General features: G+C 53.9%; 28 protein-coding genes, 1 other RNA gene and 1 pseudogene. 17 read left to right on the top strand and 13 right to left on the bottom strand.

Translation table 11 applies throughout. The features are described 5' to 3' along the window. The first annotated feature begins 473 nt into the window (after window positions 1–473). From AC4IBF_RS04900 to AC4IBF_RS04910, 3 genes are read left to right on the top strand one after another with little or no spacing between them, the layout of a single operon-like run. On the top strand, window positions 474–1,001 hold the full coding sequence (locus AC4IBF_RS04900) for a tetratricopeptide repeat protein (RefSeq protein WP_023294382.1): 528 nt from the start codon (window positions 474–476) through the stop codon (window positions 999–1,001). A gap of 7 nt (window positions 1,002–1,008) precedes the next feature. Beyond that, window positions 1,009–1,539: a sigma-70 family RNA polymerase sigma factor gene (locus tag AC4IBF_RS04905; protein WP_133295001.1), complete on the top strand. Its 531-nt coding sequence runs from the start codon at window positions 1,009–1,011 to the stop codon at window positions 1,537–1,539. Then, window positions 1,536–2,327, top strand: a complete 792-nt coding sequence (locus AC4IBF_RS04910; RefSeq protein WP_133295000.1) for an anti-sigma factor family protein — start codon at window positions 1,536–1,538, stop codon at window positions 2,325–2,327. Before AC4IBF_RS04905 ends, AC4IBF_RS04910 begins: the two co-directional genes overlap by 4 nt. On the opposite strand, the gene AC4IBF_RS04915 is transcribed toward AC4IBF_RS04910, so the two are convergent. Next, complete coding sequence (locus AC4IBF_RS04915) at window positions 2,319–2,879, bottom strand: YceI family protein (protein WP_133294999.1); 561 nt, start codon at window positions 2,877–2,879, stop codon at window positions 2,319–2,321. The two genes, AC4IBF_RS04910 and AC4IBF_RS04915, sit on opposite strands and share 9 nt — an antisense overlap. A 105-nt stretch (window positions 2,880–2,984) precedes the next feature. Further along, on the bottom strand, window positions 2,985–3,341 hold the full coding sequence (locus AC4IBF_RS04920) for a hypothetical protein (RefSeq protein WP_008502540.1): 357 nt from the start codon (window positions 3,339–3,341) through the stop codon (window positions 2,985–2,987). A 386-nt stretch (window positions 3,342–3,727) separates the two neighbouring features. Here AC4IBF_RS04920 and AC4IBF_RS04925 point away from each other — a divergent pair. The 3 genes and pseudogenes from AC4IBF_RS04925 to AC4IBF_RS04935 form a co-directional block, all read left to right on the top strand. Further along, a pseudogene (locus AC4IBF_RS04925) lies at window positions 3,728–3,925 on the top strand (nucleotidyltransferase domain-containing protein); the annotation flags it as partial. 158 nt (window positions 3,926–4,083) lie between these two features. Beyond that, complete coding sequence (locus AC4IBF_RS04930; protein ID WP_133294998.1) at window positions 4,084–4,860, top strand: isocitrate lyase/PEP mutase family protein; 777 nt, start codon at window positions 4,084–4,086, stop codon at window positions 4,858–4,860. Continuing rightward, window positions 4,844–5,890, top strand: a complete 1,047-nt coding sequence (locus AC4IBF_RS04935) for a bifunctional transcriptional activator/DNA repair enzyme AdaA (protein WP_491463314.1) — start codon at window positions 4,844–4,846, stop codon at window positions 5,888–5,890. The genes AC4IBF_RS04930 and AC4IBF_RS04935 overlap by 17 nt, the downstream gene beginning before the upstream one ends. Before the next feature lie 141 nt (window positions 5,891–6,031). Here the strand turns inward: AC4IBF_RS04935 and ssrA are convergent. Together ssrA and smpB are read right to left on the bottom strand one after the other, a co-directional pair. Continuing rightward, window positions 6,032–6,395, bottom strand: a transfer-messenger RNA (tmRNA) gene (gene ssrA / locus AC4IBF_RS04940). A gap of 89 nt (window positions 6,396–6,484) precedes the next feature. Continuing rightward, window positions 6,485–6,967 (bottom strand): SsrA-binding protein SmpB, encoded by a 483-nt coding sequence (gene smpB, locus AC4IBF_RS04945; RefSeq protein WP_008502505.1) that lies wholly within the window; start codon window positions 6,965–6,967, stop codon window positions 6,485–6,487. 157 nt (window positions 6,968–7,124) lie between these two features. Between smpB and AC4IBF_RS04950 the strand changes: the two genes are divergently transcribed. Continuing rightward, on the top strand, window positions 7,125–7,562 hold the full coding sequence (locus AC4IBF_RS04950) for a type II toxin-antitoxin system RatA family toxin (protein WP_014832955.1): 438 nt from the start codon (window positions 7,125–7,127) through the stop codon (window positions 7,560–7,562). Then, window positions 7,552–7,839, top strand: a complete 288-nt coding sequence (locus AC4IBF_RS04955) for an RnfH family protein (RefSeq protein WP_023325903.1) — start codon at window positions 7,552–7,554, stop codon at window positions 7,837–7,839. Before AC4IBF_RS04950 ends, AC4IBF_RS04955 begins: the two co-directional genes overlap by 11 nt. Before the next feature lie 98 nt (window positions 7,840–7,937). On the opposite strand, the gene bamE is transcribed toward AC4IBF_RS04955, so the two are convergent. The 3 genes from bamE to nadK form a co-directional block, all read right to left on the bottom strand. After that, complete coding sequence (gene bamE / locus AC4IBF_RS04960; protein WP_008502502.1) at window positions 7,938–8,276, bottom strand: outer membrane protein assembly factor BamE; 339 nt, start codon at window positions 8,274–8,276, stop codon at window positions 7,938–7,940. 138 nt (window positions 8,277–8,414) lie between these two features. Beyond that, window positions 8,415–10,076 carry a DNA repair protein RecN gene (recN, locus tag AC4IBF_RS04965; RefSeq protein ID WP_252093569.1) on the bottom strand — a complete coding sequence of 554 codons (1,662 nt, stop codon included), beginning with the start codon at window positions 10,074–10,076 and terminating at the stop codon, window positions 8,415–8,417. 85 nt (window positions 10,077–10,161) lie between these two features. Next, window positions 10,162–11,040 (bottom strand): NAD(+) kinase, encoded by an 879-nt coding sequence (gene nadK / locus AC4IBF_RS04970; protein ID WP_008502500.1) that lies wholly within the window; start codon window positions 11,038–11,040, stop codon window positions 10,162–10,164. A 122-nt stretch (window positions 11,041–11,162) separates the two neighbouring features. On the opposite strand from nadK, the gene grpE reads away from it, so the two are divergent. Further along, window positions 11,163–11,756: a nucleotide exchange factor GrpE gene (grpE, locus tag AC4IBF_RS04975; RefSeq protein ID WP_136195203.1), complete on the top strand. Its 594-nt coding sequence runs from the start codon at window positions 11,163–11,165 to the stop codon at window positions 11,754–11,756. 52 nt (window positions 11,757–11,808) lie between these two features. Here grpE and AC4IBF_RS04980 read toward each other — a convergent pair whose 3' ends face one another. Both AC4IBF_RS04980 and AC4IBF_RS04985 read right to left on the bottom strand, forming a co-directional pair. After that, window positions 11,809–13,095 carry an HlyC/CorC family transporter gene (locus tag AC4IBF_RS04980; RefSeq protein ID WP_048029284.1) on the bottom strand — a complete coding sequence of 429 codons (1,287 nt, stop codon included), beginning with the start codon at window positions 13,093–13,095 and terminating at the stop codon, window positions 11,809–11,811. A gap of 18 nt (window positions 13,096–13,113) precedes the next feature. After that, window positions 13,114–13,905, bottom strand: coding sequence for a cytochrome C assembly family protein (locus tag AC4IBF_RS04985; RefSeq protein ID WP_491463178.1), 792 nt, complete (start codon window positions 13,903–13,905; stop codon window positions 13,114–13,116). 166 nt (window positions 13,906–14,071) lie between these two features. Between AC4IBF_RS04985 and ffh the strand changes: the two genes are divergently transcribed. The 7 genes from ffh to AC4IBF_RS05020 all read left to right on the top strand — a co-directional run bounded on the left by ffh (window position 14,072) and on the right by AC4IBF_RS05020 (window position 19,490). Further along, window positions 14,072–15,433, top strand: coding sequence for a signal recognition particle protein (gene ffh / locus AC4IBF_RS04990; protein WP_136195204.1), 1,362 nt, complete (start codon window positions 14,072–14,074; stop codon window positions 15,431–15,433). A 116-nt stretch (window positions 15,434–15,549) separates the two neighbouring features. After that, window positions 15,550–15,798 carry a 30S ribosomal protein S16 gene (gene rpsP / locus AC4IBF_RS04995; RefSeq protein ID WP_491463179.1) on the top strand — a complete coding sequence of 83 codons (249 nt, stop codon included), beginning with the start codon at window positions 15,550–15,552 and terminating at the stop codon, window positions 15,796–15,798. Between the two features lie 15 nt (window positions 15,799–15,813). Further along, complete coding sequence (gene rimM / locus AC4IBF_RS05000) at window positions 15,814–16,353, top strand: ribosome maturation factor RimM (protein WP_164850638.1); 540 nt, start codon at window positions 15,814–15,816, stop codon at window positions 16,351–16,353. Window positions 16,354–16,384: 31 nt separating this feature from the next. Further along, window positions 16,385–17,152, top strand: coding sequence for a tRNA (guanosine(37)-N1)-methyltransferase TrmD (trmD, locus tag AC4IBF_RS05005; RefSeq protein WP_014832949.1), 768 nt, complete (start codon window positions 16,385–16,387; stop codon window positions 17,150–17,152). A gap of 43 nt (window positions 17,153–17,195) precedes the next feature. Further along, window positions 17,196–17,543 (top strand): 50S ribosomal protein L19, encoded by a 348-nt coding sequence (rplS, locus tag AC4IBF_RS05010; RefSeq protein ID WP_002914145.1) that lies wholly within the window; start codon window positions 17,196–17,198, stop codon window positions 17,541–17,543. Window positions 17,544–17,675: 132 nt separating this feature from the next. Continuing rightward, a complete protein-coding gene (locus AC4IBF_RS05015; RefSeq protein WP_111964891.1) occupies window positions 17,676–18,080 on the top strand; it encodes a DUF2946 domain-containing protein in 405 nt (134 codons plus the stop codon). 39 nt (window positions 18,081–18,119) lie between these two features. Next, window positions 18,120–19,490, top strand: coding sequence for a PepSY-associated TM helix domain-containing protein (locus AC4IBF_RS05020; RefSeq protein WP_491463180.1), 1,371 nt, complete (start codon window positions 18,120–18,122; stop codon window positions 19,488–19,490). A gap of 2 nt (window positions 19,491–19,492) precedes the next feature. On the opposite strand, the gene AC4IBF_RS05025 is transcribed toward AC4IBF_RS05020, so the two are convergent. The 4 genes from AC4IBF_RS05025 to AC4IBF_RS05040 all read right to left on the bottom strand — a co-directional run bounded on the left by AC4IBF_RS05025 (window position 19,493) and on the right by AC4IBF_RS05040 (window position 22,268). Next, complete coding sequence (locus tag AC4IBF_RS05025) at window positions 19,493–19,978, bottom strand: OmpA family protein (protein ID WP_115876096.1); 486 nt, start codon at window positions 19,976–19,978, stop codon at window positions 19,493–19,495. 12 nt (window positions 19,979–19,990) lie between these two features. Next, a complete protein-coding gene (gene dgcN, locus AC4IBF_RS05030) occupies window positions 19,991–21,211 on the bottom strand; it encodes a diguanylate cyclase DgcN/YfiN (protein ID WP_288460791.1) in 1,221 nt (406 codons plus the stop codon). Continuing rightward, window positions 21,204–21,755, bottom strand: coding sequence for a regulatory sequestration protein YfiR (gene yfiR / locus AC4IBF_RS05035; RefSeq protein ID WP_223580273.1), 552 nt, complete (start codon window positions 21,753–21,755; stop codon window positions 21,204–21,206). Before yfiR ends, dgcN begins: the two co-directional genes overlap by 8 nt. Before the next feature lie 138 nt (window positions 21,756–21,893). Continuing rightward, a complete protein-coding gene (locus AC4IBF_RS05040; protein ID WP_115876094.1) occupies window positions 21,894–22,268 on the bottom strand; it encodes a DUF2799 domain-containing protein in 375 nt (124 codons plus the stop codon). Between the two features lie 214 nt (window positions 22,269–22,482). Between AC4IBF_RS05040 and aroF the strand changes: the two genes are divergently transcribed. Further along, complete coding sequence (gene aroF, locus AC4IBF_RS05045; RefSeq protein WP_143345409.1) at window positions 22,483–23,553, top strand: 3-deoxy-7-phosphoheptulonate synthase AroF; 1,071 nt, start codon at window positions 22,483–22,485, stop codon at window positions 23,551–23,553. Window positions 23,554–23,561 lie beyond the last annotated feature (8 nt).

Consider the following 23,561-nt stretch of genomic DNA (forward strand, 5'->3'; position numbering starts at 1 on the left):
CAACTTAAGCTTTCGTAAACAAGTGCCAAAACAATGAGGAGGGCATTAATACATGGGGGGTATTAATAATTTAAATTTCATAAGTTATTGTTTTGTATGCTTTTGTTTTTTCATTTTGATGCTGCTTATAAATATGATTAACGCAGTATGATAATTGGTAGGGGACATTTTCAATATAATGATTAACGTTGTTGTTTAAGTGTGCTTAATATGCATTTAAGTTAGGGTAACATTTTTGATATAAAATATATTATATCACTCGCACAATGAAATATATTCTTATGCGGGGTTAAAGTTCTGCTATCACGCGAAATGAATAGCGTTAAGGAAAGGGTAAAATAACCTGATATATTTCCATTGCGGCTACGATGTCGGCATGAATTTGCGACAACAAAAAAAATACGGGGAGAATGAATAAAAATCGTCAGTCGGGCGTTAACTGACGTCACTTCCTTCTTACCCTGGAGCTTTGTATGAACACGACCTCGTTTCGTTTGATCCCGGTGCTGATTTTTTCCCTGCTGTCCCCACTGGCGCTGGCCATGGGCAATAATAGTACCGAGAGCAAAACGCCCGATTGTCCTTCCGGACAGGTGTATGACAGCGCCACACAGAAATGCGTGCCGGACAAGAGCAGCAGCCTCAGCGATCAGGACAAAACCAACTATGCGTACCATCTTGCGAAGAAAGGAGAATACCAGGCGGCGCTGAACCTGCTTGATTCGCTGAAAAATGGCAATACGGCTGAAGCGTGGAACTACCGCGGGTTCGCCACGCGCAAACTGGGCCGCACGGACGAAGGGATTGGTTACTACCAGCGCGCGCTGGCTATCGCCCCGGATTATGCCAAAGCCCGGGAATATCTCGGTGAAGCGTGGATGGTAAAAGGACGCCCGGACCTCGCGAAAGAACAGCTGAAGGTGATTGCCGGTATTTGTGGTCAGTCCTGTGAGGAGTATCGCGACCTGCAGGCCGCTATCAACGGACATCCGGAATCCTGATTTTCTCGTGGAGGGAAAACACATCGCTACCCGTGAGGTTCGTCAACAGTTAGCCGCACACCTGCCGCGTCTCTGGCGGTATGGGCTGGTGCTGTCGCGAAACAGGGATATCGCCGAAGAGCTGGTTCAGTCCACCTGCGTGCGTGCGCTTGAAAGAAGCAGCCAGTATACGCCGGGCACACGCATAGACAGGTGGCTGTTCGCGATCCTTCACTCCATCTGGATCTCTGAACTTCGGGCACGACACGTGCGTCAGGGGCAGGGATTTGTGGCCAGCGACGAGCTTATGGCACCGGACACCCGTGAACAGGATGAGACACGCCTGCATTACCTTAAGGTGATGCAACGCGTCAACGCGCTGCCTGAAGCCCAGCGCAACGCGGTATTTTTGGTTTATGTCGAAGGCTTTACCTACCAGGAGGCGGCAGACACTCTGGCGGTGCCGATCGGAACCGTGATGAGCCGGCTGGCGACGGCACGGGCTCGTCTTGCCAGATCCGCTGACGCACTGCCTCCGGTAAAGGAGAAACGCTCTTGAACGCGCACCGTTTTGTACCGCCCTATAACGACGACGCTATCGTGGCCTGGATAGATGGCGAGATGTGCCGCGCCGACGCGCAGCAGTTTGAAGAACAGTTAAAGCGTGATGAACGCCTCGCCGGACGAACCGACGAACTGATGAAAAGCAGCCAGGATTACGCCGGGGCGTTTGCTTCCCTGCTGGATGACGCGCCTCTTGAGACAATGCAAGCGCGTCTGGCAGCTCTTCCCGATCCACAATCCTCCTCGCCGGTCGGCGTCAGCAGGCGGGCGCTGATTGCCGCGTCGGTCAGCTTTTTGATGGTTGGCTCCGGTCTGGGCTACCTGCTGCGTCCCGCAGCTGCGCCTGCGGATGAGAATGCCCATATCCGCGACCTCGAAGCGCAATATATGTCCCTGTACAGCGTCGAGACGCTGCTGGATATGGACAGCGCGACGCCGGTCCTGCAGCGCGGGCTGGAACGGGCCGCGCAGGACATCGGCCTGAAGCTGAACATGTCGCAGCTTGTCCTTCAGGGGGCAGAGCTGAAAATGGTGCGAATGCTGCGCTATGAAACCACCTCGATCGCGCAGATTGCCTGGATCAATGCCGACTACGGCCCGATGGCGCTTTGTATCTCTCCTGTTGATGAAAAGGCGACGGCCTCGCTCCGCCAGGAGAAGCGGCACAGCATGAACCTGGCGTGGTGGCAGGATGCGGGCTACCAGTTTGTTCTGATTGGCCGCAACCCGCCGTCACATCTGCGGGGAAACGCGGAGCAGCTACAGCGCCTGATCTCAGGATGACGGCACTTTATTCGTCTGAATCGCAATGGCAATGGCAATTCGATCGTCCACTACCAGGGCAAACTTATCCATTCCGTAGGACGCGCGCGAGATCGCGGTGGTGGCATCCAGCGTGAGGGCCTGCGCATGCGGGTTTTTCACGATGGCCTCAAGGATCACCGGACGGGCAATGTTTCGCACGGTCAGCGTGCCGAACACCCTGAACCGCCCGTCGCCCTGGGCGACCACGCGAGAGCTGATGAACTCGATTGTCGGGTAACGCTCGGATTCAAAAAACATGTCGCTTTTGAGCTGCCAGGTGAGCAGCTTGTTTGAGGCTACGAGAGTCGCTACGGGAATGGTGACGTGAATATGATCGTCGACGTCGTTTTCCGGGTTGAGCGTTACGGCTCCCGTCACGCCGCTGAATGTCGCCCAGGAGAGGATACCGCCGAAGGCATGCCACGACAGCCGAATGGCGGTGTTATCGGTGTCGATAAGGTAGCTCTTCGGGGCGGCATGCAGGGAAGGGCATAACAGCAGAACGGCCAGAAAGGCCAAAAGGCGATACATAGTGGTTTCTCCGATAAATGCGCACTGCGTAAACGCCCGAGGTGCTAATTATATTCGAAGAAATAAAAAAGGCCGCAAGCGCGACCTTTTTGCGAGCATAAATATTTACTCAGTGACTTTCTTTTCCAGCTCGCTGGCACCTTCTTTGGTTTTGTTCCAGCCTTTCTCAGCGCCTTCTTTGGTGGCATCCCACCCTTTCTCGGTGCCTTCTTTGGTTTTATGCCAGGCTTTCTGGGAATCTTCGCTGACCTTGCTGCCAAAGCTTTCGCTTTTACCTTCCGCAGCATGCTTCTGTTTCAGTTTCAGCTCTTCACCTTTGTTCTGCTCTTCGTGCAGTTTTTGCTTCGCCTCGTTGGCGTTTGCGTTCGCCGCCGCGACGGTATCGTCAGTTGCATGTGTGGTCGCAGCAAATACTGGGGAAGCCAGCAGAACGGCAGATAATGCGATAATTGTTTTTTTCATAATATCCTCATTTAACGTTATCGGTTATGAGCGTGATTCAGCATGGCACAGGCGAAACGGGATGGCTTTAGGAAAAAACTGTAATGAGATCAACATGCCCCGATGAGGGGTATTTCGCCTGAGGATTATCCAAGGGATAAAACGCCTATTTCCGCGAGGGCGGCGAGGGTCAGGAGAATGAATATTATGACGGTTATGGGTCTGTACATGGTGGGGCTCCTTCCGGGGTGAGCGGCTATTCCGTAGCGCTGGGTGGGGGTGTTTTTTTATTCTCCATAGGGGGAGGGGCGGTGTCGTTGATGTTGGTCAAAGGGAGAGGGTAGCTTCTCAAGCGAGAAGATGAATGAGCTCTGTCAGGGCTGGACGTAGTGATTGTGGTGGAATGATCGCAGATTCACTCCCTTCTCGCTGGCGGCTCGCTTGTTCATGGCGGGTTTGATAAATACTCCGATCTCGATTTTGTCGTTGTGGTAGCCCCTCTCTACTATGACGAAATCATGGCTCAGCGTATTGTGCTCGCCGGAACACTGGGTCACCTGCTCCATGCTTTCACCGGGGAACATGTGGGAGAGCCTCGTCTGCTTAGCCATGCTGAAAGCCGGAGCCCGGGCCTGAAAGGTTTTGGTTTGTTCCGCCCCCCATGTTCAGACGACGTTTGCTAAAAAATGGTCGTCTGAATTTCGGTTGTGAGGTTCTTCCTGAGTGCTTAGATTCATTTTCAATCTATCGAGAGGATATGAATATGAACTTTGCAGAACGCCACTATCAGCATGAGCCTCTTCTTATCGCCAACGTCTGGGATGCCGCCAGTGCTGTCGCAGCGCAAAAAGCAGGCTACCAGGTTCTGGGAACGTCCAGTGCAGCTATAGCGTCCACACTGGGATATGACGACGGGCAGCGAGTGCCGTTTGATGAGTTATTTTATATGGTCACCCGGATCCGGGCTGCCAGCAGCCTGCCATTGAGCGTTGACATGGAAGCAGGGTATGGTGATTCAGCCGAAGAGATAGCAGACAATCTGCGGCGCCTTGCTCAGACAGGCGTCTCAGGCGTTAACCTCGAAGACAGCCGAGTCATAAACGGGGTTCGTCAGCTTGACGATGCCTCTGATTTTTCCCGTAACCTGAGAACAGTATGCGATACGCTGAGAAGCGAAAATTACAGCCTGTTTCTGAACATCCGGACTGACACTTACCTGCTCGGGCATGAAGACGCGTTGCAGGAGACGATATTACGGGGTCAACGCTACAAAGCTGCAGGTGCTGACGGCCTTTTTGTTCCCTGCCTGACTTCAGAGAAAGACATCAGCCTCATTGCAGAGGCAACGGGATTGCCTTTGAATGTCATGTGTATGCCCGATCTTCCGTCATTCGACAGGCTGAAACGGGCAGGGGTAAGCCGCATTTCAATGGGCAATTTTGTTCATTCAGCGATGCAGTCAACGCTGATTGATGTCATGCATGCGATCCGATCTCGTCAGACGTTTGAAGGACTTTTTGGTGATGAAAATAACCGATAAAAATCTGTGTGATATCTGGTATCAGGCATTACTTGAACGTGCTTCAGACTACACTGGCGTGTTTTTTGTTGGCGTCAAAACCACTGGCGTATTCTGCATTTCGGTATGCCGGGCGCGAAAGCCCAAGCGCGAAAATGTCGAATTTTATAAAGATGCCAAATCTGCCCTGGCGGACGGCTTTCGTCCCTGTAAGGTCTGCAGACCTGCGGAAAATGCGCACAGCGCGCCATTATTCGTTGAGCAGGCGCTTGCGCTTGTCAGGCGCGATATCAAATCCCGTGTAGCAGACGCGGAGCTTCGTCAGCATGGCATCAGCCCGGAGCGGGTAAGGCGCTGGTTCCTGCAACATCACGGCATCACTTTTCAGGCTTTCCAGCGAATGCAGCGGGTGAACGTTGCCCTGCAGGAGCTAAAAAGTGGACGAGCGGCGACTGATGTTGCGCTGGACAATGGCTATGAATCGCTTAGCGGCTTTGGTTATACCTACAAGCGGCTGACTGGCGCAGCGCCGACTCAGGCAACCCAGGTGATAGTCATTCACCGGTTTACCACGACGCTTGGACCGATGTTTGTCTGCGCGACAGAGCGGGGAGTCTGTCTGCTGGAGTTTACCGATCGCCGGATGTTGGAAACAGAATTCCGCGATATTCAGCGTTTATTTAACGCCAGAATCGTCACCGGCGAAAACAGCCATACCCGGCAGACAGTAAAAGAGATCGGCGAGTATTTTGCCGGAACGCCCCGACAGTTTGATCTGGCTTTAGATGCTCCGGGCAGTGATTTTCAACAATCCGTCTGGCATGCGTTGCGTGCTGTTCCCTATGGACAGACCTCACACTATCAGGCCATTTCACTACGGCTTAATAAGCCCAATGCTGTGCGCGCCGTCGCTGCAGCTAATGGTGCCAACCGGATTGCGATTGTGATCCCCTGTCACAGAATAATAGGAAAAGATGGCGCGATGACAGGCTATGGAGGGGGGATTTCACGCAAAGAATGGCTCATTGAGCATGAGAGATATAATGTTTAATGGCGTGATGTTTCTGTGTCGCCGGGAAATTTTACGGACTTCGCGGGACATGTTGAGGGTACAAAAAAGCCCGCAGGGCTTGCGCCGTGCGGGCTTTCAGGACTTCATCGGATGACTCTGGTAATCACCGATGGAGAATTTTGGTGGAGCTGGCGGGAGTTGAACCCGCGTCCGAAATTTCTACATCCTCGGTACTACATGCTTAGTTTGTCTTTACATTCGCACGCCAGCTGCGGACAGACACGCCACTAACGAACTAGCCTGATTAGTTTTAACGCTTCAACCCCAGGCAGGGCTTCCACGCGATCTCTTTTGGGTTTGACCTCTCTTTGATCCCCGTCTTAAGAGCGGAAGCTAGGGAGAGAGGGCTCAGAGCAGGTTATTAAGCTGCTAAAGCGTAGTTTTCGTCGTTTGCGACTATTTTTTTGCGGCTTTTAACGAGGCAAACCGCCCCTCGGCATGCACCTTGGGTTTCGCAAATCCCGTCGAATCCAGAATCAGCCCCAATAGTGTTGAGCTAAGTATACCAGATTTCACTTCCTGGATACCAGCCCGGAACGCTAACTTATTGAATAGTACAATAAGTGTGCAGAATCAACGCCCTGCGTTTTTCATAATGCGCGCTTTGTCCAACTGCCATTCGCGCTCTTTCAGGTCAGTGCGTTTATCGTGCTGTTTTTTACCCTTCGCGACGCCAACTTTCACTTTGCACCAGGCGTTTTTCCAGTACAGAGACAGGGCGACCACGGTGAAACCTTCACGGTTGATGCGTCCGTAGAGGGATTCCAGTTCACGCTTGTTCAGCAGCAATTTACGCGTGCGCGTTGGGTCACACACGTAGTGTGAGGAGGCGACGGTCAGCGGCGTAAAGTTTGCGCCGAACAGGAAGGCTTCGCCATCTTTCAGGATCACGTAGCTATCGCCGATGTTGGCTTTCCCGGCGCGCAGCGATTTTACTTCCCAGCCCTGCAACGCAAGGCCAGCTTCGAATTCTTCTTCAATGAAATACTCGTGGCGAGCACGCTTGTTGAGCGCAATGGTCGCCGAGCCTGGTTTATGTGCTTTTTTCTTCGTCATAAGTGTCGTAAAGCCGTCGGTAATCTGATTTCAAAAAGTCACCTCATTGCGTCCTGTGAGGTCTAACGCGCTATCTTAGCACGAGATGGAGGCTTAGCGTTTTTTTAACAGGTGATAAATGTTATTATTTGTCCGTTGTGTGACCATGGGAAATGCTATGCCTCAGATTAGCCGTACTGCGCTTGTGCCTTACAGCGCGGAACAAATGTACCAGTTAGTGAACGATGTTCAGTCTTATCCAGAGTTCATTCCGGGATGCACCGGGAGCCGCGTTCTGGAGTCCGGCCCGACGCAGATGACCGCGGCGGTGGATGTCTCCAAAGCGGGGATCAGCAAGACGTTCACCACCCGTAATACGCTGACCAGTAATCAGAGTATTTTGATGCATCTGGTGGATGGTCCGTTTAAGACCCTGATGGGGGGCTGGAAGTTTACGCCGCTGAGCGCTGACGCCTGCCGCATTGAGTTCCATCTTGACTTCGAATTCACCAATAAGCTGATTGAGCTGGCGTTTGGCCGCATCTTTAAAGAGCTGGCATCGAATATGGTTCAGGCGTTCACCACCCGCGCCAAAGAGGTTTACAGTGTCGCATAAGATTGCTGTAGAAGTGGTGTACGCGCTGCCGGAGAAGCAGTATCTGCAGCGCGTGACGCTGGAAGAGGGTGCAACCGTAGAAGAGGCCATCCGCGCTTCCGGCATCCTAGAGCTTCGCAGCGATATCGACCTGGCGAAGAACAAGGTCGGGATTTACAGCCGTCCGGTGAAGCTGGGCGATGTGCTGAAAGAGGGCGACCGGGTGGAGATTTATCGTCCGCTGATTGCCGACCCGAAAGAGTTGCGTCGTCAGCGTGCGGAGAAGGCCAGCAAGTAGCGCTTTCTTCCCCTTACCCTCTCCCCAAAGCGGCGAGGGGATCAACACAAAACAAAAAAGGTGCTCAATGAGCACCTTTTTGCATTTCTGACACCGGATTATTTGGTCAGGGCAGGCTTGTTGTCGATGTTGGTCAACACACCGGCGCTGCTGAAGGTCAGCGTCAGGGTCTGCTGGGTCGCATCTTCATGGCCCGGCTTCTGGCGGAATACATAGAACCAGGTGTTAGTGCCGAACGGATCGGACATCATCGGGGTTCCCAGTGCATAAGCGACCTGCTGTTGTGTCATCCCCACGCGGATTTTGGACACATCGTTAGGGGTAAGGTAGTTCCCCTGGTTGATGTCAGGACGGTAAACCACTTTCTCCAGAGTGGAACAGCCTGCGGTCAACATCAGAAGAACCGCTGCGGCAGCGGTCAGCATTTTACAACGCATAGTGATTTGATTCCTTTTCGGGCCCGAGCAGAACGCGGCTCATATGTAATATGCCGATGATAATAGACCTTGCCCCACTTTGAAACCGGTCTGGCGGCGTTTTTGTTGTTCTGTATGACCCTGAGATCCCAAAAAAGTTTATGCCGCCAGCAGTTCTTTCGCGTTCGCAAGCGTATTGCGCGTGACTTCGCTGCCGCCGAGCAGGCGTGCCAGCTCCTGCAGGCGAGCACGTTTATCCAGCGGCTTCATGTGCGTTTCGGTCATTTCACCGTCGGTTTCTTTGCTGACGATAAAGTGATGATGACCGCAGCCCGCAACCTGCGGCAGGTGGGTGACACACATCACCTGCGTTGATTCGCCGAGCTGGCGCAGCAGTTTACCCACCACCGCCGCCGTCGGGCCGCTGATGCCGACATCCACTTCATCGAAAATCAGCGCCGGGGTGTCCATTTTACGCGCGGTGATCACCTGAATCGCCAGCGCAATACGCGACAGTTCACCGCCGGAGGCCACTTTGGAAATCGCCTGCAGCGGCTGCCCCGGGTTGGTGGTGACGCGGAATTCGATGCGATCCGCACCTTCCGCCGTCAGGTGATTCTCTTCAAAGCGAACGTCAATGGTGAAGACGCCGTGCGGCATCGCCAGCGTGTGCATGCTATCGGTAATATGCTGGCTTAACTCCTGAGCATAGTGCTGACGGATTTCATGCAGCTTTTGCGCTGTGGCCAGCGCCTGTTCATGGTGCAGGCTCACCGCCAGGGAGAGGGTTTCCAGCGAGTCAGCCTGATCGTCGAGCTGCTGCTGTTCTTCCAGCAGAGACTGATAGTAGCCCGGCAGCTCTTCCGGCGTAACGTGGTGCTTGCGCGCCAGCGAGATCTGACGGGAGATACGCTGTTCCAGCTCAAACAGACGGTTCGGGTCGAGATCCAGACGCTCACAGTAGTGGCGCAGTTCATCACCGGCTTCAGAGATCTGAATGGCTGCCTCTTCCAGCATATCCAGGACGCCAGAAAGTTTGCTGTCCATGCCGACCAGTTCGGTAAGCAGCTGGCGGACGTTATACAGCTGGCTCTGCAGGTTCACGTCTTCGCCATCCGCCAGCAGGTTGAGCGCATTCTGACTGGTTGAGAGCAGATGCCCGCTGTTCGCCAGGCGCTTGTACTCTTCGTCGATTTGCTCAAACTCACCCGCCTGCGGGTTAAATTCGTTCAGCTCTTTGAGCTGGTATTCCAGCAGCTCCGCACGGGCGGTGCGCTCCTGGCTTTGCTGCTGGTGCTGAGCGAGCTCGCGGCAGCTCTGATGCCACTGGCGATAGTGCTCGGCCATAAGCTGAGTAAGCTCGTACTCACCCGCATAGCCATCCAGCAGCGCTTTCTGCTGTTCGGGTTTGACGAGTTGCTGATGCGCGTGCTGACCGTGGATCTGAATAAGCAGCTGGCCGAGTTCACGAAGCTGGGAGAGTGGGACCGCCGTGCCGTTGATAAAGCCGCGGGAGCGACCGTCGCTGCTGATCACGCGGCGAAGTAAACACTCACGTCCATCTTCAAGCTGGTTCTGTTCCAGCCAGCGCTGGGCTGCAGGGGTGTCTTTCAGGGAGAAGCGGGCGCACAGGTCGGCACGGTTTGCGCCCATGCGCACCATGTCGCCCTCGGCGCGGCCGCCAAGGCACAAGCCGAGGGCATCAATGGCAATGGATTTACCTGCACCGGTTTCCCCGGTGATCGCCGTCATGCCGCTGTGGAAATCGATCTCAAGCTCACGAACAATCGCAAAGTTGCTGATGGTCAGTTGTGCCAGCATAATTGTTTTCCTGTATGAAAAACCATAACTGTGTTTTCATACAGTATAAACTGGTTTTATATACAGTAAAGTCCTGGATGCAAAATCAGAACAATTTTTTTGACCAGCCAAGCTTCGAGCTTAAAGTGTTGAAATAGCTGTAATCTTTTGGATGTATCAAATTCAGGTGGTAATCACACCGGCGAATAAGCACATCTTCACCTTCCTGGATAGGCAGCGCTATCTGGCTGTCGCAGCTGATCTCCAGGTCGTTACGGCGGTGCGAGAAGCGCAGACGGATCGTGCTGTCGCCGTTGATCACCAGCGGGCGGGCGGAGAGCGTGTGCGGGAACATCGGTACCAGGGTAATGGCATCCAGCGAGGGCGTCAGGATCGGGCCGCCGGCAGAAAGCGAGTAGGCGGTTGAGCCGGTCGGGGTGGAGATAATCAGCCCGTCAGAACGCTGGGAGAAGGCAAAGATTTCGTCGATATAGACTTCGAACTCGATCATGTGCGCCACTTTTCCGGGATGAAGCACGACCTCGTTAATCGCGGTGCTGATGCGCTTCTGACAGTCCTGCTGGCACACCTGCGCCTCCAGTAAAAAGCGTTTTTCACTGATATAGTGGCCTTCCAGCACGTCGGCCAGCTGCTGCTGGGCATTGTCCGGGTCGAGATCGGTTAAAAAACCGAGATTGCCACGGTTGATGCCGATGACCTTGATGTCATAGCGCGCCAGCGTGCGCGCCGCGCCTAGCATGTTGCCGTCGCCGCCCACCACCACGGCGAGATCGGCCTGTTGGCCAATTTCCGCCAGCGTGCCGGTTTTGACGCTCTTCAGCTGCAGCTCCTGAGCAATCTGCTGCTCGACCATCACTTCATAGCCTTTGCTACACAACCAGCGATACAACATTTCATGTGTCGTTAGTGCGGTAGGGTGACGCGGATGCCCGACGATCCCAATACACCTGAAATGATTATTCATTTTCTGGAGGTCCTTGTGCCTGATGAATGATGACAATCTGTCTTGTTCCCTTGAATCCCGGAAACTGATCCCCATAATAAGCGAAGTTAGCGAGATGAATGCAGAAAAACGCGGAGAAATTCATGAGTAGTAAAGAACAGAAAACGCCTGAGGGGCAAGCCCCTGAAGAAATTATCACGGAACAGCACGATGAAGTTGAGGCTGTAGAGCCAGACGCATCTGCTGAGCAGGTGGACCCGCGCGATGAAAAAATTGCGAATCTGGAAGCCCAGCTGGTAGAAGCACAGAATCGCGAACGCGAGAGTGTTCTGCGCATCAAGGCGGAAATGGAAAACCTGCGTCGTCGTACCGAGCAGGACGTTGAGAAGGCGCACAAGTTCGCGCTGGAGAAATTCGTCAACGAACTGCTGCCGGTGATCGATAGCCTCGATCGCGCGCTGGAAGTGGCTGACAAAGCGAATCCGGACAACGCGGCAATGATCGAAGGCATCGAACTGACGCTGAAATCCATGCTCGACGTGGTGCGTAAGTTTGGCGTGGAAGTGATTGCCGATACCGACGTTCCGCTGGATCCAAACGTTCACCAGGCGATTGCGATGGTTGAATCTGAAGAGATTGAAGCCGGTAAAGTACTGGGCGTAATGCAGAAAGGTTACACCCTGAACGGCCGTACCATTCGCGCGGCGATGGTGACCGTGGCGAAAGCGAAAGCGTAATTCGCAATCCGTAGTGCCGGGTAGCGGCGTTCGCCTTACCCGGCCTACAACCTTACTCCGCGATACTTTCGCGCAGGGGTTTTACGGGCAGGACTTTCACCTGCTTAATCATATTGTCCTGCACGTCCAGGATATCAATATCGTACTGTTCAATGCGCACCCGCGTGCCCGCTGCCGGTATCTCTTCCAGCGCTTCCAGAATCATCCCGTTAATGGTGCGAGCCTCATCTTCCGGTAAATGCCAGTTAAAGGCTTTGTTGAGTTCACGAATGTTCGCGCTGCCGTCAATCAGCACCGAGCCATCGTTTTGCGGGGTGACCTCTTCCGCGAGGGAAGGCGACATTGAGGTGGTAAAGTCCCCGACAATCTCTTCCAGAATATCTTCGACCGTCACCAGCCCCTGGATATCGCCGTACTCGTTGACCACCAGGCCGACCTTCTTCTTGTTTCGCTGGAATTTTACCAGCTGCGTGCTGAGCGGCGTTCCTTCCGGCACGTAGTAAATTTCGTCGGCGGCGCGCAGCATCACCTCTTTGGTGAACTCTTTTTTCTCGGTCATCAGACGGTACGCTTCGCGCACGCGGAGCATGCTGATAGCGTCATCCAGTGAATCACGATAGAGCACAATGCGCCCGTGCGGGGAGTGCGTCAGCTGGCGAACGATGGCTTTCCAGTCGTCATTGATGTCGATACCGACAATTTCGTTACGCGGCACCATGATGTCGTTCACGCTCACCTTTTCCAGATCCAGCACCGACAGGAGCATGTCCTGATTGCGCCGGGAAATCTGTGAGCGGGATTCATTCACGATAGTGCGCAATTCCTCTTTGCTGAGTGCGCTGCTGATAGTGACGTCGGCTTTGATTCCCACCATCCGCATCAGGACGCGCGTCACCATGTTCAGCAGCCAGACCAGCGGCATCATCAGGATCTGCAGCGGTGCCAGCAGGAAGCTGCTTGGGTAGGCGACCTTCTCCGGATAAAGTGCGGCGATGGTTTTCGGCAGCACTTCGGCAAAAACCAGCACCACGAACGTCAGCACGCCGGTGGCAATCGCCACCCCGGCGTTACCGTACAGGCGCATCCCGACGATGGTGCCGAGGGCGGAGGCCAGAATGTTGACGAGGTTGTTGCCGATGAGCACCAGGCTTATCAGGCGATCCGGCTTGCGGAGCAGCTTTTCAACGCGACGTGCGGCGCGGTTACCCTGTTTGGCACGATGACGTAACCGGTAGCGGTTCAGGGTCATCATGCCGGTTTCCGAGCCGGAGAAATAGGCGGAGATGACCACCATGACGATCAGCGTAATGATCAGCGTGGTGGTAGAGATGTGTTCCAGGGGGAACTCCTTTGTTTCTTAGCCAGCAAATTGCTGTATGAAGCGGCTGCCAAAATAGGCAAGGGTGAGAATGCCCGCACCCGCGACGTTGAACCAGACCACGCGACGACCGCGCCAGCCTTCATGATAATGGCCCCATAACAGGACAATATAGACAAACCACGCGATGATGGAGAGCACCGCTTTATCGATATTCTCCACGCTGAACAGGTTCTTCATGTAAAACAGGCCCGTGCAGAGCGTGAGCGTCAGCAGCACCACACCCACCTGGGTGATGTGGAACATCTTACGCTCAATGACCATCAGCGGCGGCATTTCATGGTTAAACGCCAGCTTTTTGTTTTTCAGCTGGTAGTCAATCCAGGCGAGCTGCATGGCGTAAAGCGCGGCGATAATCAGCGTCGCGTAGGCAAAGAGCGACAGGCCGATATGCACAAGCATCCCCGGCGTCGCCTCCAGATGCGTAATGAACTCATTAGGCATAAAGATGGCGAGGGCCAGATTGATCAGCGCGAAGGTGTAGACAATCGGCAGCAGCAGCCAGCCGCGATTTTTAGACGCGACGATGGTCATTACCGTACAGATCATCAGGCTGACCAGCGAGCCGACGTTGAGGACGCTCAGGTTTTGCACGCTGCCGTCGCCGGGGATGATGCGTGATTCCAGCGCAAAGGCGTGGCTAATCAGTGCGATGACCGCAGAAAGAATAGCCATGCGCCGCCAGCCGCTGTTTTTTTGCAGCAGTCCGGGAATAATCAGCGCGAGGCTGACAGAGTAGGCAACAAGGGCGATCAGTGCGAAAACAGGCATATAGGCATCGACAGTTGTCTTAATAAGAAAGAGAAGCAGTATAACGTTACGTGACGCCTGCTCCAACCGTTGCATAACAACAAAGGCGCCTTCATGTTATACTCCGGCAAAATTCTGTGTATGTGTCGCTCAATGCGACCCAACGTTTCTACTCAGGCGAGAGACAATGTTTGATAATTTAACCGATCGTTTGTCGCGCACGCTGCGCAACATCAGCGGCCGCGGACGCCTTACTGAAGAGAACATCAAGGAAACGCTGCGCGAAGTGCGCATGGCGCTGCTGGAAGCAGACGTCGCGTTGCCGGTTGTTCGTGATTTTATCAACCGCGTGAAAGATAAGGCGGTTGGTCATGAAGTTAACAAGAGCCTGACTCCGGGTCAGGAGTTCGTCAAAATCGTTCGTAATGAACTGGTTTCGGCGATGGGCGAAGAGAACCAGGTGCTTAACCTGGCCGCTCAGCCACCGGCCGTGGTGCTGATGGCGGGCCTGCAGGGTGCGGGTAAAACCACCAGCGTCGGTAAGCTGGGTAAATTCCTGCGCGAAAAGCACAAGAAGAAAGTGCTGGTGGTCTCTGCGGACGTCTATCGCCCGGCGGCGATCAAGCAGCTGGAAACTCTGGCTGAGCAGGTTGGCGTGGATTTCTTCCCGTCCGACGTGGCGCAGAAGCCTGTCGACATCGTTAACGCCGCGCTGAAAGAGGCGAAGCTGAAATTCTACGACGTGCTGCTGGTGGATACCGCCGGTCGTCTGCACGTTGACGAAGCGATGATGGACGAGATCAAGCAGGTGCATGCCTCTATCAACCCGGTAGAGACCCTGTTTGTTGTCGACGCCATGACCGGTCAGGATGCGGCGAATACCGCGAAAGCGTTTAACGAAGCGCTGCCGTTAACCGGCGTGGTGCTGACCAAAGTGGACGGTGACGCCCGCGGCGGTGCGGCCCTCTCGATTCGCCACATCACCGGCAAGCCGATCAAATTCCTCGGCGTGGGCGAGAAAACCGAAGCGCTGGAGCCGTTCCACCCGGACCGTATTGCCTCCCGTATCCTCGGCATGGGCGACGTGCTGTCGCTGATCGAAGATATTGAGAGCAAGGTTGACCGCGCGCAGGCTGAGAAACTCGCCAGCAAGCTGAAAAAAGGCGACGGGTTCGATCTCACCGACTTCCTTGAGCAGCTGCGTCAGATGAAAAACATGGGCGGCATGGCCAGCCTGATGGGCAAACTGCCGGGCATGGGCCAGATCCCTGACAACGTGAAAGCGCAGATGGATGACAAGGTGCTGGTGCGTATGGAGGCGATCATCAATTCGATGACGCTGAAAGAGCGCGCTAACCCGGACATCATCAAAGGTTCCCGTAAACGCCGTATCGCAGCCGGTTGCGGCATGCAGGTGCAGGACGTTAACCGCCTTCTGAAACAGTTCGACGACATGCAGCGCATGATGAAGAAAATGAAGAAAGGCGGCATGGCGAAGATGATGCGTGGGATGAAAGGGATGATGCCTCCCGGTTTTCCAGGGCGTTAATCGCTTTTGAGATTGCTTTTTGCCCGAAAATGAGTAAAATTTTCGGGCTTTTAATATGACACCCGGGCTCCGTTCCTCGATGGGGCCCGGTTGTTTTATTCACACAAGAGGATGTTATGGTAACTATTCGTTTAGCACGTCACGGCGCTAAAAAGCGTCCGTTCTACCAGGTTGTTGTGACTGACAGCCGTAATGCACGCAACGGTCGCTTCATCGAGCGCGTTGGTTTCTTCAACCCACTGGCCGCTGGCGCAGAAGAAGAAACTCGTCTGGATCTGGATCGTATCGCTCACTGGGTTGGCCAGGGCGCTATTGTTTCCGATCGCGTTGCTACGCTGATCAAAGCAGCAAACAAAGCAGCTTAATCTGTCACGGTGGTCATGATGAGCAGTAAAGCACCTGTTGAACCGATCGTATTGGGAAAAATGGGTTCTTGCTACGGTATCCGTGGTTGGCTCAGAGTGTTTTCCTCCACTGAAGACGCTGATAGCATTTTTGATTACCAGCCCTGGTTTATCCAGAAAGGCGGTAAGTGGGAAGAGGTCGAGCTGGAAAGCTGGCGTCACCACAATCAGGACATCATCATCAAGCTGAAAGGCGTTGACGATCGTGATGCCGCGAATGCGCTGACTAATTGTGAAATTGTCGTGGATTCGTCGCAGTTGCCAAAGCTGGAAGAGGGCGACTACTACTGGAAAGACCTTATGGGTTGCCAGGTGGTCACTACCGAAGGCTACAGCCTGGGGAAAGTCATCGATATGATGGAAACCGGGTCAAATGACGTTCTCGTCATTAAGGCAAACCTGAAAGATGCATTTGGCATCAAGGAGCGGTTGGTCCCGTTCCTCGATGGACAGGTTATCAAGAAAGTCGATCTCACTACTCAAACCATTGAAGTAGATTGGGATCCTGGTTTTTAAATTCTCCGGATAAACGGTAAAAGACGGCGCTATGTGGATTGGCATAATTAGCCTGTTTCCTGAAATGTTCCGCGCGATTACCGATTACGGGGTAACTGGCCGGGCAGTAAAGAATGGCCTGCTGAGCATCCAGAGCTGGAGTCCTCGTGACTTTACTCATGACCGGCACCGTACCGTGGACGATCGTCCTTACGGCGGCGGACCGGGGATGCTAATGATGGTGCAACCCTTACGGGACGCCATTCACACAGCAAAAGCCGCGGCAGGTGAAGGCGCAAAGGTGATTTATCTGTCACCTCAGGGACGCAAGCTTGATCAAGCGGGCGTGAGCGAACTGGCGACGAATCAAAAGCTGATTCTGGTCTGTGGGCGCTACGAAGGGATAGATGAGCGCGTAATTCAAACCGAGATTGACGAAGAATGGTCTATCGGCGATTACGTTCTCAGCGGTGGTGAGTTACCGGCAATGACGCTGATTGACTCCGTCGCCCGGTTTATTCCGGGTGTTCTGGGCCATGAAGCTTCGGCAACGGAAGATTCCTTTGCCGATGGATTGCTGGACTGTCCACACTATACTCGTCCTGAAGTGTTAGAAGGGATGGAAGTTCCGGCAGTGTTACTGTCTGGAAACCATGCCGAGATACGTCGCTGGCGTTTGAAGCAGTCGCTGGGCCGAACCTGGCTTAGAAGACCTGAACTTCTGGAAAACCTGGCTCTGACTGAAGAGCAAGCAAAGTTGCTGGCCGAGTTCAAAACTGAACACGCGCACCAGCAGCATGAACATGATGGGAATGCGTAATACGCTCCCGAATATCAGTTTACCCAGGATAAGAGATTAAATTATGAGCAACATTATTAAGCAACTTGAACAAGAGCAGATGAAGCAGGACGTACCTTCCTTCCGTCCAGGTGACACCGTGGAAGTGAAAGTATGGGTTGTTGAAGGTTCCAAAAAACGTCTGCAGGCATTCGAGGGCGTGGTTATCGCTATTCGTAACCGCGGTCTGCACTCTGCATTCACTGTTCGTAAAATTTCCAACGGCGAAGGCGTTGAGCGTGTCTTCCAGACTCACTCTCCGGTAGTTGACAGCATTGCTGTTAAACGTCGTGGTGCTGTACGTAAAGCTAAACTGTACTACCTGCGTGAGCGTACTGGTAAGTCTGCTCGTATTAAAGAGCGTCTGAACTAAGATTCGCTTAAGCGACATCCTGTTAGAAAGGGCTGGCCGAAAGGCTGGCCCTTTTTTTATCCCATCGCACCTCTCGAGTTAACCCTTTCGTCATAAATCATTTACAATGCTTGCCTCTTGAGTGGAGGGGAAGTGGATAACGTACTGCATCAGCCTGACCGGAAACGCGCAGCGGCATTGATCGCGCTGTTTGCGATCCTGCTGATCGTGGTGGCGCCGCTGATCTCCGTCTCGTTGCAGAAAGATCCCATGAGCGCCATGCCGGGCATGCATCATGACATGAGCATGATGTCGATGGACGAGCATCACGGCGATATGCCGCACTCGATGCCTGTCGACCATGCGGAAGCGTGCGGCTACTGCGTGCTGTTAGCGCATGTCCCTGGCGTGATGCTGGCGCTGATCGTCCTGCTCAGCGTGGTGCTGCAGAGGCTTCGCGTTAAGCCGCCGCGTCAGGCGGTCAACCACTGGCACTTCTTCCCCTGGCTTTACCCGGATACCCGCGCGCCGCCGCGGCAGTCTGCTTTTTCCCTTTAAAAACAAAATCGATAACTTTTTGCCTTAAAAAGGAAAAGTATGACTACCTGCACCTCGCGCGCGGCATGGGGAAACCTGCTGCGTCGCCTTCATTTCTACGTTGGGCTGTTTGTCGGCCCGTTTATCTTCTTCGCCGCGCTGACCGGGACGCTGTATGTGGCGACCCCGCAGCTGGAGAATGCGCTCTACCGACACGCGCTCCACGCGGATTCCGTTGGCGAGCCGCAGCCTCTGGCCGAACAAATCGCCGTGGCGGAAAAAACCGTTGGATCAGATTTACGTTTGCACGCCGTTCGTCCGGGGCTGGCTGAAGGCGAAACCACCCGCGTGATGTTCGCTGACCCGAAACTTGGGTCATCGGAGAACCGCGCTATCTTCGTGGATCCGGTAAGCCTGACGGTACTGGGAGATATGACGGTATACGGCACCAGCGGGATTTTACCGCTGCGTCAGACTATTGATTACCTGCATACGTCCCTGATGCTGGGCGACATTGGGCGCCTCTACAGCGAGCTTGCGGCCTCGTGGATGTGGGTTGCAGCGCTGGGCGGTGTTGCCCTGTGGTTTTATACCCGACCCAAACGGCGGATCAACAATCACTTCCAGAACCGGCGTCGGGTGCACGTGACGCTGGGCTGGGTTCTGCTGGGTGGAATGCTGCTGTTCTCCGCAACCGGCCTGACCTGGTCCCAGTGGGCTGGCGGGAACGTGGATAAGCTGCGTGCAGAGATGAACTGGCTCACCCCGCAGGTGAACACGACGCTATCCGGCCAACATGAGGTTATGGATGAACATGCCGAACATCGCGGTCATCACGGTGGGATGATGATGCCGGAAATGGCGATGGATTTGACGCAGTTTGACGGGGTATTAAGCGCGGCGCGTAACGCGGGGATTAATGCCAGCAAGCTGGAGATCCGCCCGGCGAAAACAATGGATCGTGCCTGGACCGTAACGGAAATCGATCGCAGCTGGCCGACTCAGGTGGACGCCGTTGCGGTTGATCCCCATACAATGCAGGTCCTGGACAGAACCCGATTCGAGGATTTCCCGTTAATGGCAAAACTGACCCGCTGGGGCGTGGATTTCCATATGGGGATCTTATTCGGCCTGGCAAATCAGCTGCTGCTCGTGGCGTTCGGCCTCGCCCTGTGCGTGCTCATTATCTGGGGATACCGGATGTGGTGGATGCGTCGTCCTGCGCAATCGGCAGTGAGTCCGGTACAGACGCTTTGTCAGAGCTGGCTGGCGCTGTCAGGATGGGGAAGAGGGGTTACGCTGATAACCAGCGTACTGCTGGGGCTGGCCCTGCCGGTCATGGGCGTGAGTCTGGCGCTGTTTATTCTGGTGGACTGGCTGCGCTGGCGAGCGGCAACCAGGGTGACGCTCGCCGAATCATCCGCTAAATAACCCTATGGCGTGCTGATCACCACTGCGACGCGGCGGTTTTCAGCGCGCCCTTGCGGGGTACTGTTGCTCGCAACCGGGTATTTTTGACCTAATCCCCGCGTGGTGAGATTGCTGCGCGGGATATTTGCCCCCTTTGCCCAGGCATCGGCCACGGCGTTGGCGCGTTTTAACGACAGCGCTTCGTTGTAGCTTTCTTCCCCGTAGTTATCCGTGTGACCGTCCATTCGCGCATGGGTCAGGCCGGTTTCCGCCAGGCGAGAGGCCATGGACTGGATCTGCGTTTCACTCTCAGAACGCAGTCTGGCGTCATTTTTATCAAACAGGATGGTGTCCGACATGCCAAGCGACCAGTCACCGTTCAGTTCGTTAAAACCGTAAGACTTCATCGCCGCAATTTGCTCAGGAGTGAATTTTCCTTCCGGCGGCGACTGACAGCCTGCCAGAACCAGTGAGGCCAGTACTAACGGCGCGAAGTAACGTTTTAACATAGTGTATCCTTTCTAACTTATTGTTTTCGTACGCTGGTTTTTAACCTGGTACATATTGCGGTCAGCCCTCTCCAGTAATGCTTCCACGGAAGCATTTTCCCACGCCAGAGCAAAGCCAATGCTGAATGACATCGATGCTTTTTGCCCGTTATGAAGATCAAACGGACGAATAAACTGCTGCGAAAGCGCAGCACAAATGTGTTGAACCTCAAGCTCAGAGTGAACGCCGTACAGCACCATGGCAAATTCGTCACCGCCAAGACGGTAAGACTGATGACGTTTGTCGCCAAACTCCATCATCCTGCTGGCGACTTCGATCAGCACGCAGTCTCCTGCCGCGTGGCCCCAGGTGTCGTTAATAAACTTAAAGTTATCACCGTCGAGGAAGAGCAGGGCCGAGTTTGTTCTGGCTGAAGGGTCGTTCATTAAGGCCGCAATGCTGTTACGAAACGCTGCGCGGTTGGCAAGACCGGTGAGCGGGTCGTGCATGGCGGTCCGCAACAGCTGGGCGTTTTTCGCCTGGAGCTTCAGCTGCCACTCTTCCATTTCATCCAGAAGACTGTTGAAGTCTTCGCCAAACTGGTGAAACTCTTCGATACGCCCGTCTTTCACCCGGCGGGAGAAGTTGCGGTTTGTGCGTACGTCATGCACGACGTCGGTAATGTTCTGCAGGGCCATAACCATCCCACGATGCAAAGACTGGGTAATGATAAGCGCGACGACGGCGGCAAAGAGAATGCAGCCGGTAAGTACGGCAAACGACGTCCAGATGAAGTGGCTGATCAAACTGTCACGCGCGGTAAGGCGGATTTCGCCGATCCTTAAGCCGTTATGCATGATGGGCTGCGCAACCGGTACGGGGAAAAGCCAGCGGCTGACCAGTGCGCCCAGCGTGTCGTTGTTATCTTCCGGGTTCCATGACCAGTAGGCAAACCGCTTTTTATGCGCGTTAATCACCTCCGCCGCGGCAAACTGCCCCTGTTTGCCCAGGGCTGCAAGCGTTTCGTTGGCCGCCAGCGAGTCGTTGAAAACCAGCGAGGCTTCCAGGCTGTGGCTCATTGTGGCGCCAGTTAATTCGAGGTTCTTTTGCGCATATTGTTTTAACGTCACGACGGAAGCAAAACAGAGCAACAGCCATATTAACGTCATTGTGATAATGACGCTTATCATGCTGTTTCGCCTCAACGTTCTTTTAAACGTCGGACGTGGCGTTGAAGTGAAATCTTTATCCATGCTGCTTATTCCGTGCCAGCATTAATACATCCGGATTGACTCTTACGCCACTGCGCGTCAACGCATCCAGGTTGACGGAAAACCGTACCTGGCCGCGATCGATCATCAGGCAAAAGGCACTGCCAATTACACATTCCGGATTTTGCTCTGAGATTAATAGCAACGCTCTGCCCTGATATTGACTTATTAATTCAAGTTGTTTTGCCGGTGATTCAGACCCGAAATAAATCGCATCACACGTCGCGGCCAGGGCTTCCTGATCGTTACGTACAATAACGGGAGTATAGGGTAACTCGTTGTGCCCTTCGTCGCCGCTGAGCGCGTGCGTATAGTGAGAAGTGGCATAGACGCAAAGTTTAGGCTGCCCGGAAAGTGACGGCCATCGCGTATAGCTCACAATGCCTGAGACAATCGAGCGTACCGATTTATCCGTTTCCGTAAGCGTGCCTGCCGCCGCAGGGCCCACCATAAGGAACAGCATTAACACCAGAGTGAGTCGGAAAAAAGAGATCAAGAATAAATTTCTCACCAGAATCCGCCACATCGCTCCGGAAATAGATGTCCTTGAGAGTTGCGGGCAGAATACCATTGTTTATCAGAGCCGTCATTATGTCAGAAATAGCATCAGGCCAACCTAAGCTAAATCCTACAGTTGTTTATTTTTCGGTGGATAAAAATAGACTTAATTAAGTCTGCTGGAACGCATACTTTCATCCATCCCTTCCTGCCATGACGCACGCAGTTTTGTCGCGTTTTCGGCAGTATCGCAACTGGCAGGGAAAGATTTGCCCGCTAATCCCCAGGCATGAATAAACCCTTCTTCGCAGACTTTCTTTTGGCCGTCAGCGTAGCCGCGAAGATATTCACTACGATCAACGTGGGTGTCGTTAAAACTATCGGCCAGGGTCTGGTTATCTTTAACCGGCAGGCCATTCATGGCGTCTTCTTTACCTGCATCAAACCAGGAGGGACTGGTCCAGTCGGGCTGGAAGGTATAAGGATTGATCTGACAGCCCGTTAAAAACAGCGACAACAGCATGAGAGCAATTGAACGCATAGCCATTCTCCTTTTTTCTTCAGCATAGCCTGGCTTAAGAATATATGTCTGTAATTTAAACTTTACGTTTTTGACGGCTGATTTTTGCAATAAATTGGCTTGTGTAAAGTAATGTGTACGTATTTTGGATTGAAATGTTTACTTTTTATGGTATCGTGGTTTCACCTCATTGAGGAAAACAACTATCGCAAACGAGCTTTACAGGATCGCCATCATGCAAAAAGACGCGCTGAACAACGTACATATCACTGACGAACAGGTTTTAATTACCCCGGATCAACTGAAAGCAGAATTTCCGCTGAGCGTCGCGCAGGAGGCTCAGATTGAGCACTCGCGTCAGACCATTTCAAATATCATCGCCGGCCGCGATCCGCGCCTGCTGGTGGTGTGTGGTCCTTGCTCCATTCACGATCCTGAAGCCGCCATTGAGTACGCTCGTCGATTTAAAGCATTAGCGGAGGAGGTCAGCGATAGCCTCTACCTGGTGATGCGCGTCTATTTTGAGAAGCCACGTACTACCGTCGGCTGGAAAGGGTTGATTAACGATCCGCACATGGATGGCTCGTTTGATGTAGAAGCAGGCCTGAAGATTGCGCGTCGCCTGCTGGTTGAGCTGGTCAGCATGGGGCTGCCGCTGGCAACCGAAGCGCTGGATCCGAACAGCCCGCAGTACCTGGGCGATCTGTTCAGCTGGTCCGCGATTGGCGCGCGTACCACGGAATCGCAAACCCATCGCGAGATGGCGTCTGGCCTGTCGATGCCGGTTGGTTTTAAAAACGGTACCGATGGCAGCCTGGCGACGGCGATTAATGCCATGCGCGCTGCCGCCATGCCGCACCGTTTCGTCGGTATCAACCAGGCAGGCCAGGTATGCCTCCTGCAAACGCAGGGTAACCCGGACGGCCACGTGATCCTGCGCGGCGGTAAAGCCCCTAACTACAGCCCGGCGGACGTGGCCCAGTGTGAAAAAGAGATGGAGCAGGCGGGACTGCGCCCGGCACTGATGGTAGATTGCAGTCATGGTAACTCGAATAAAGATTACCGTCGCCAGCCTGCGGTTGCGGAATCCGTGGTCGCACAGATCAAAGATGGCAATCGTTCGATTATCGGTCTGATGATTGAGAGCAACATTCATGAAGGCAATCAGTCATCTGAACAACCGCGCAGTGCCATGAAGCACGGCGTCTCCGTGACGGATGCCTGCATCAGCTGGGAGACGACCGATGCACTGCTGCGTGAGATCCATAAAGATTTAAACGGCCAGCTGGCGACGCGTCTGGCTTAAGAGGGTAG

The organism is Enterobacter sp. Taxon_8 (genome assembly GCF_058354585.1).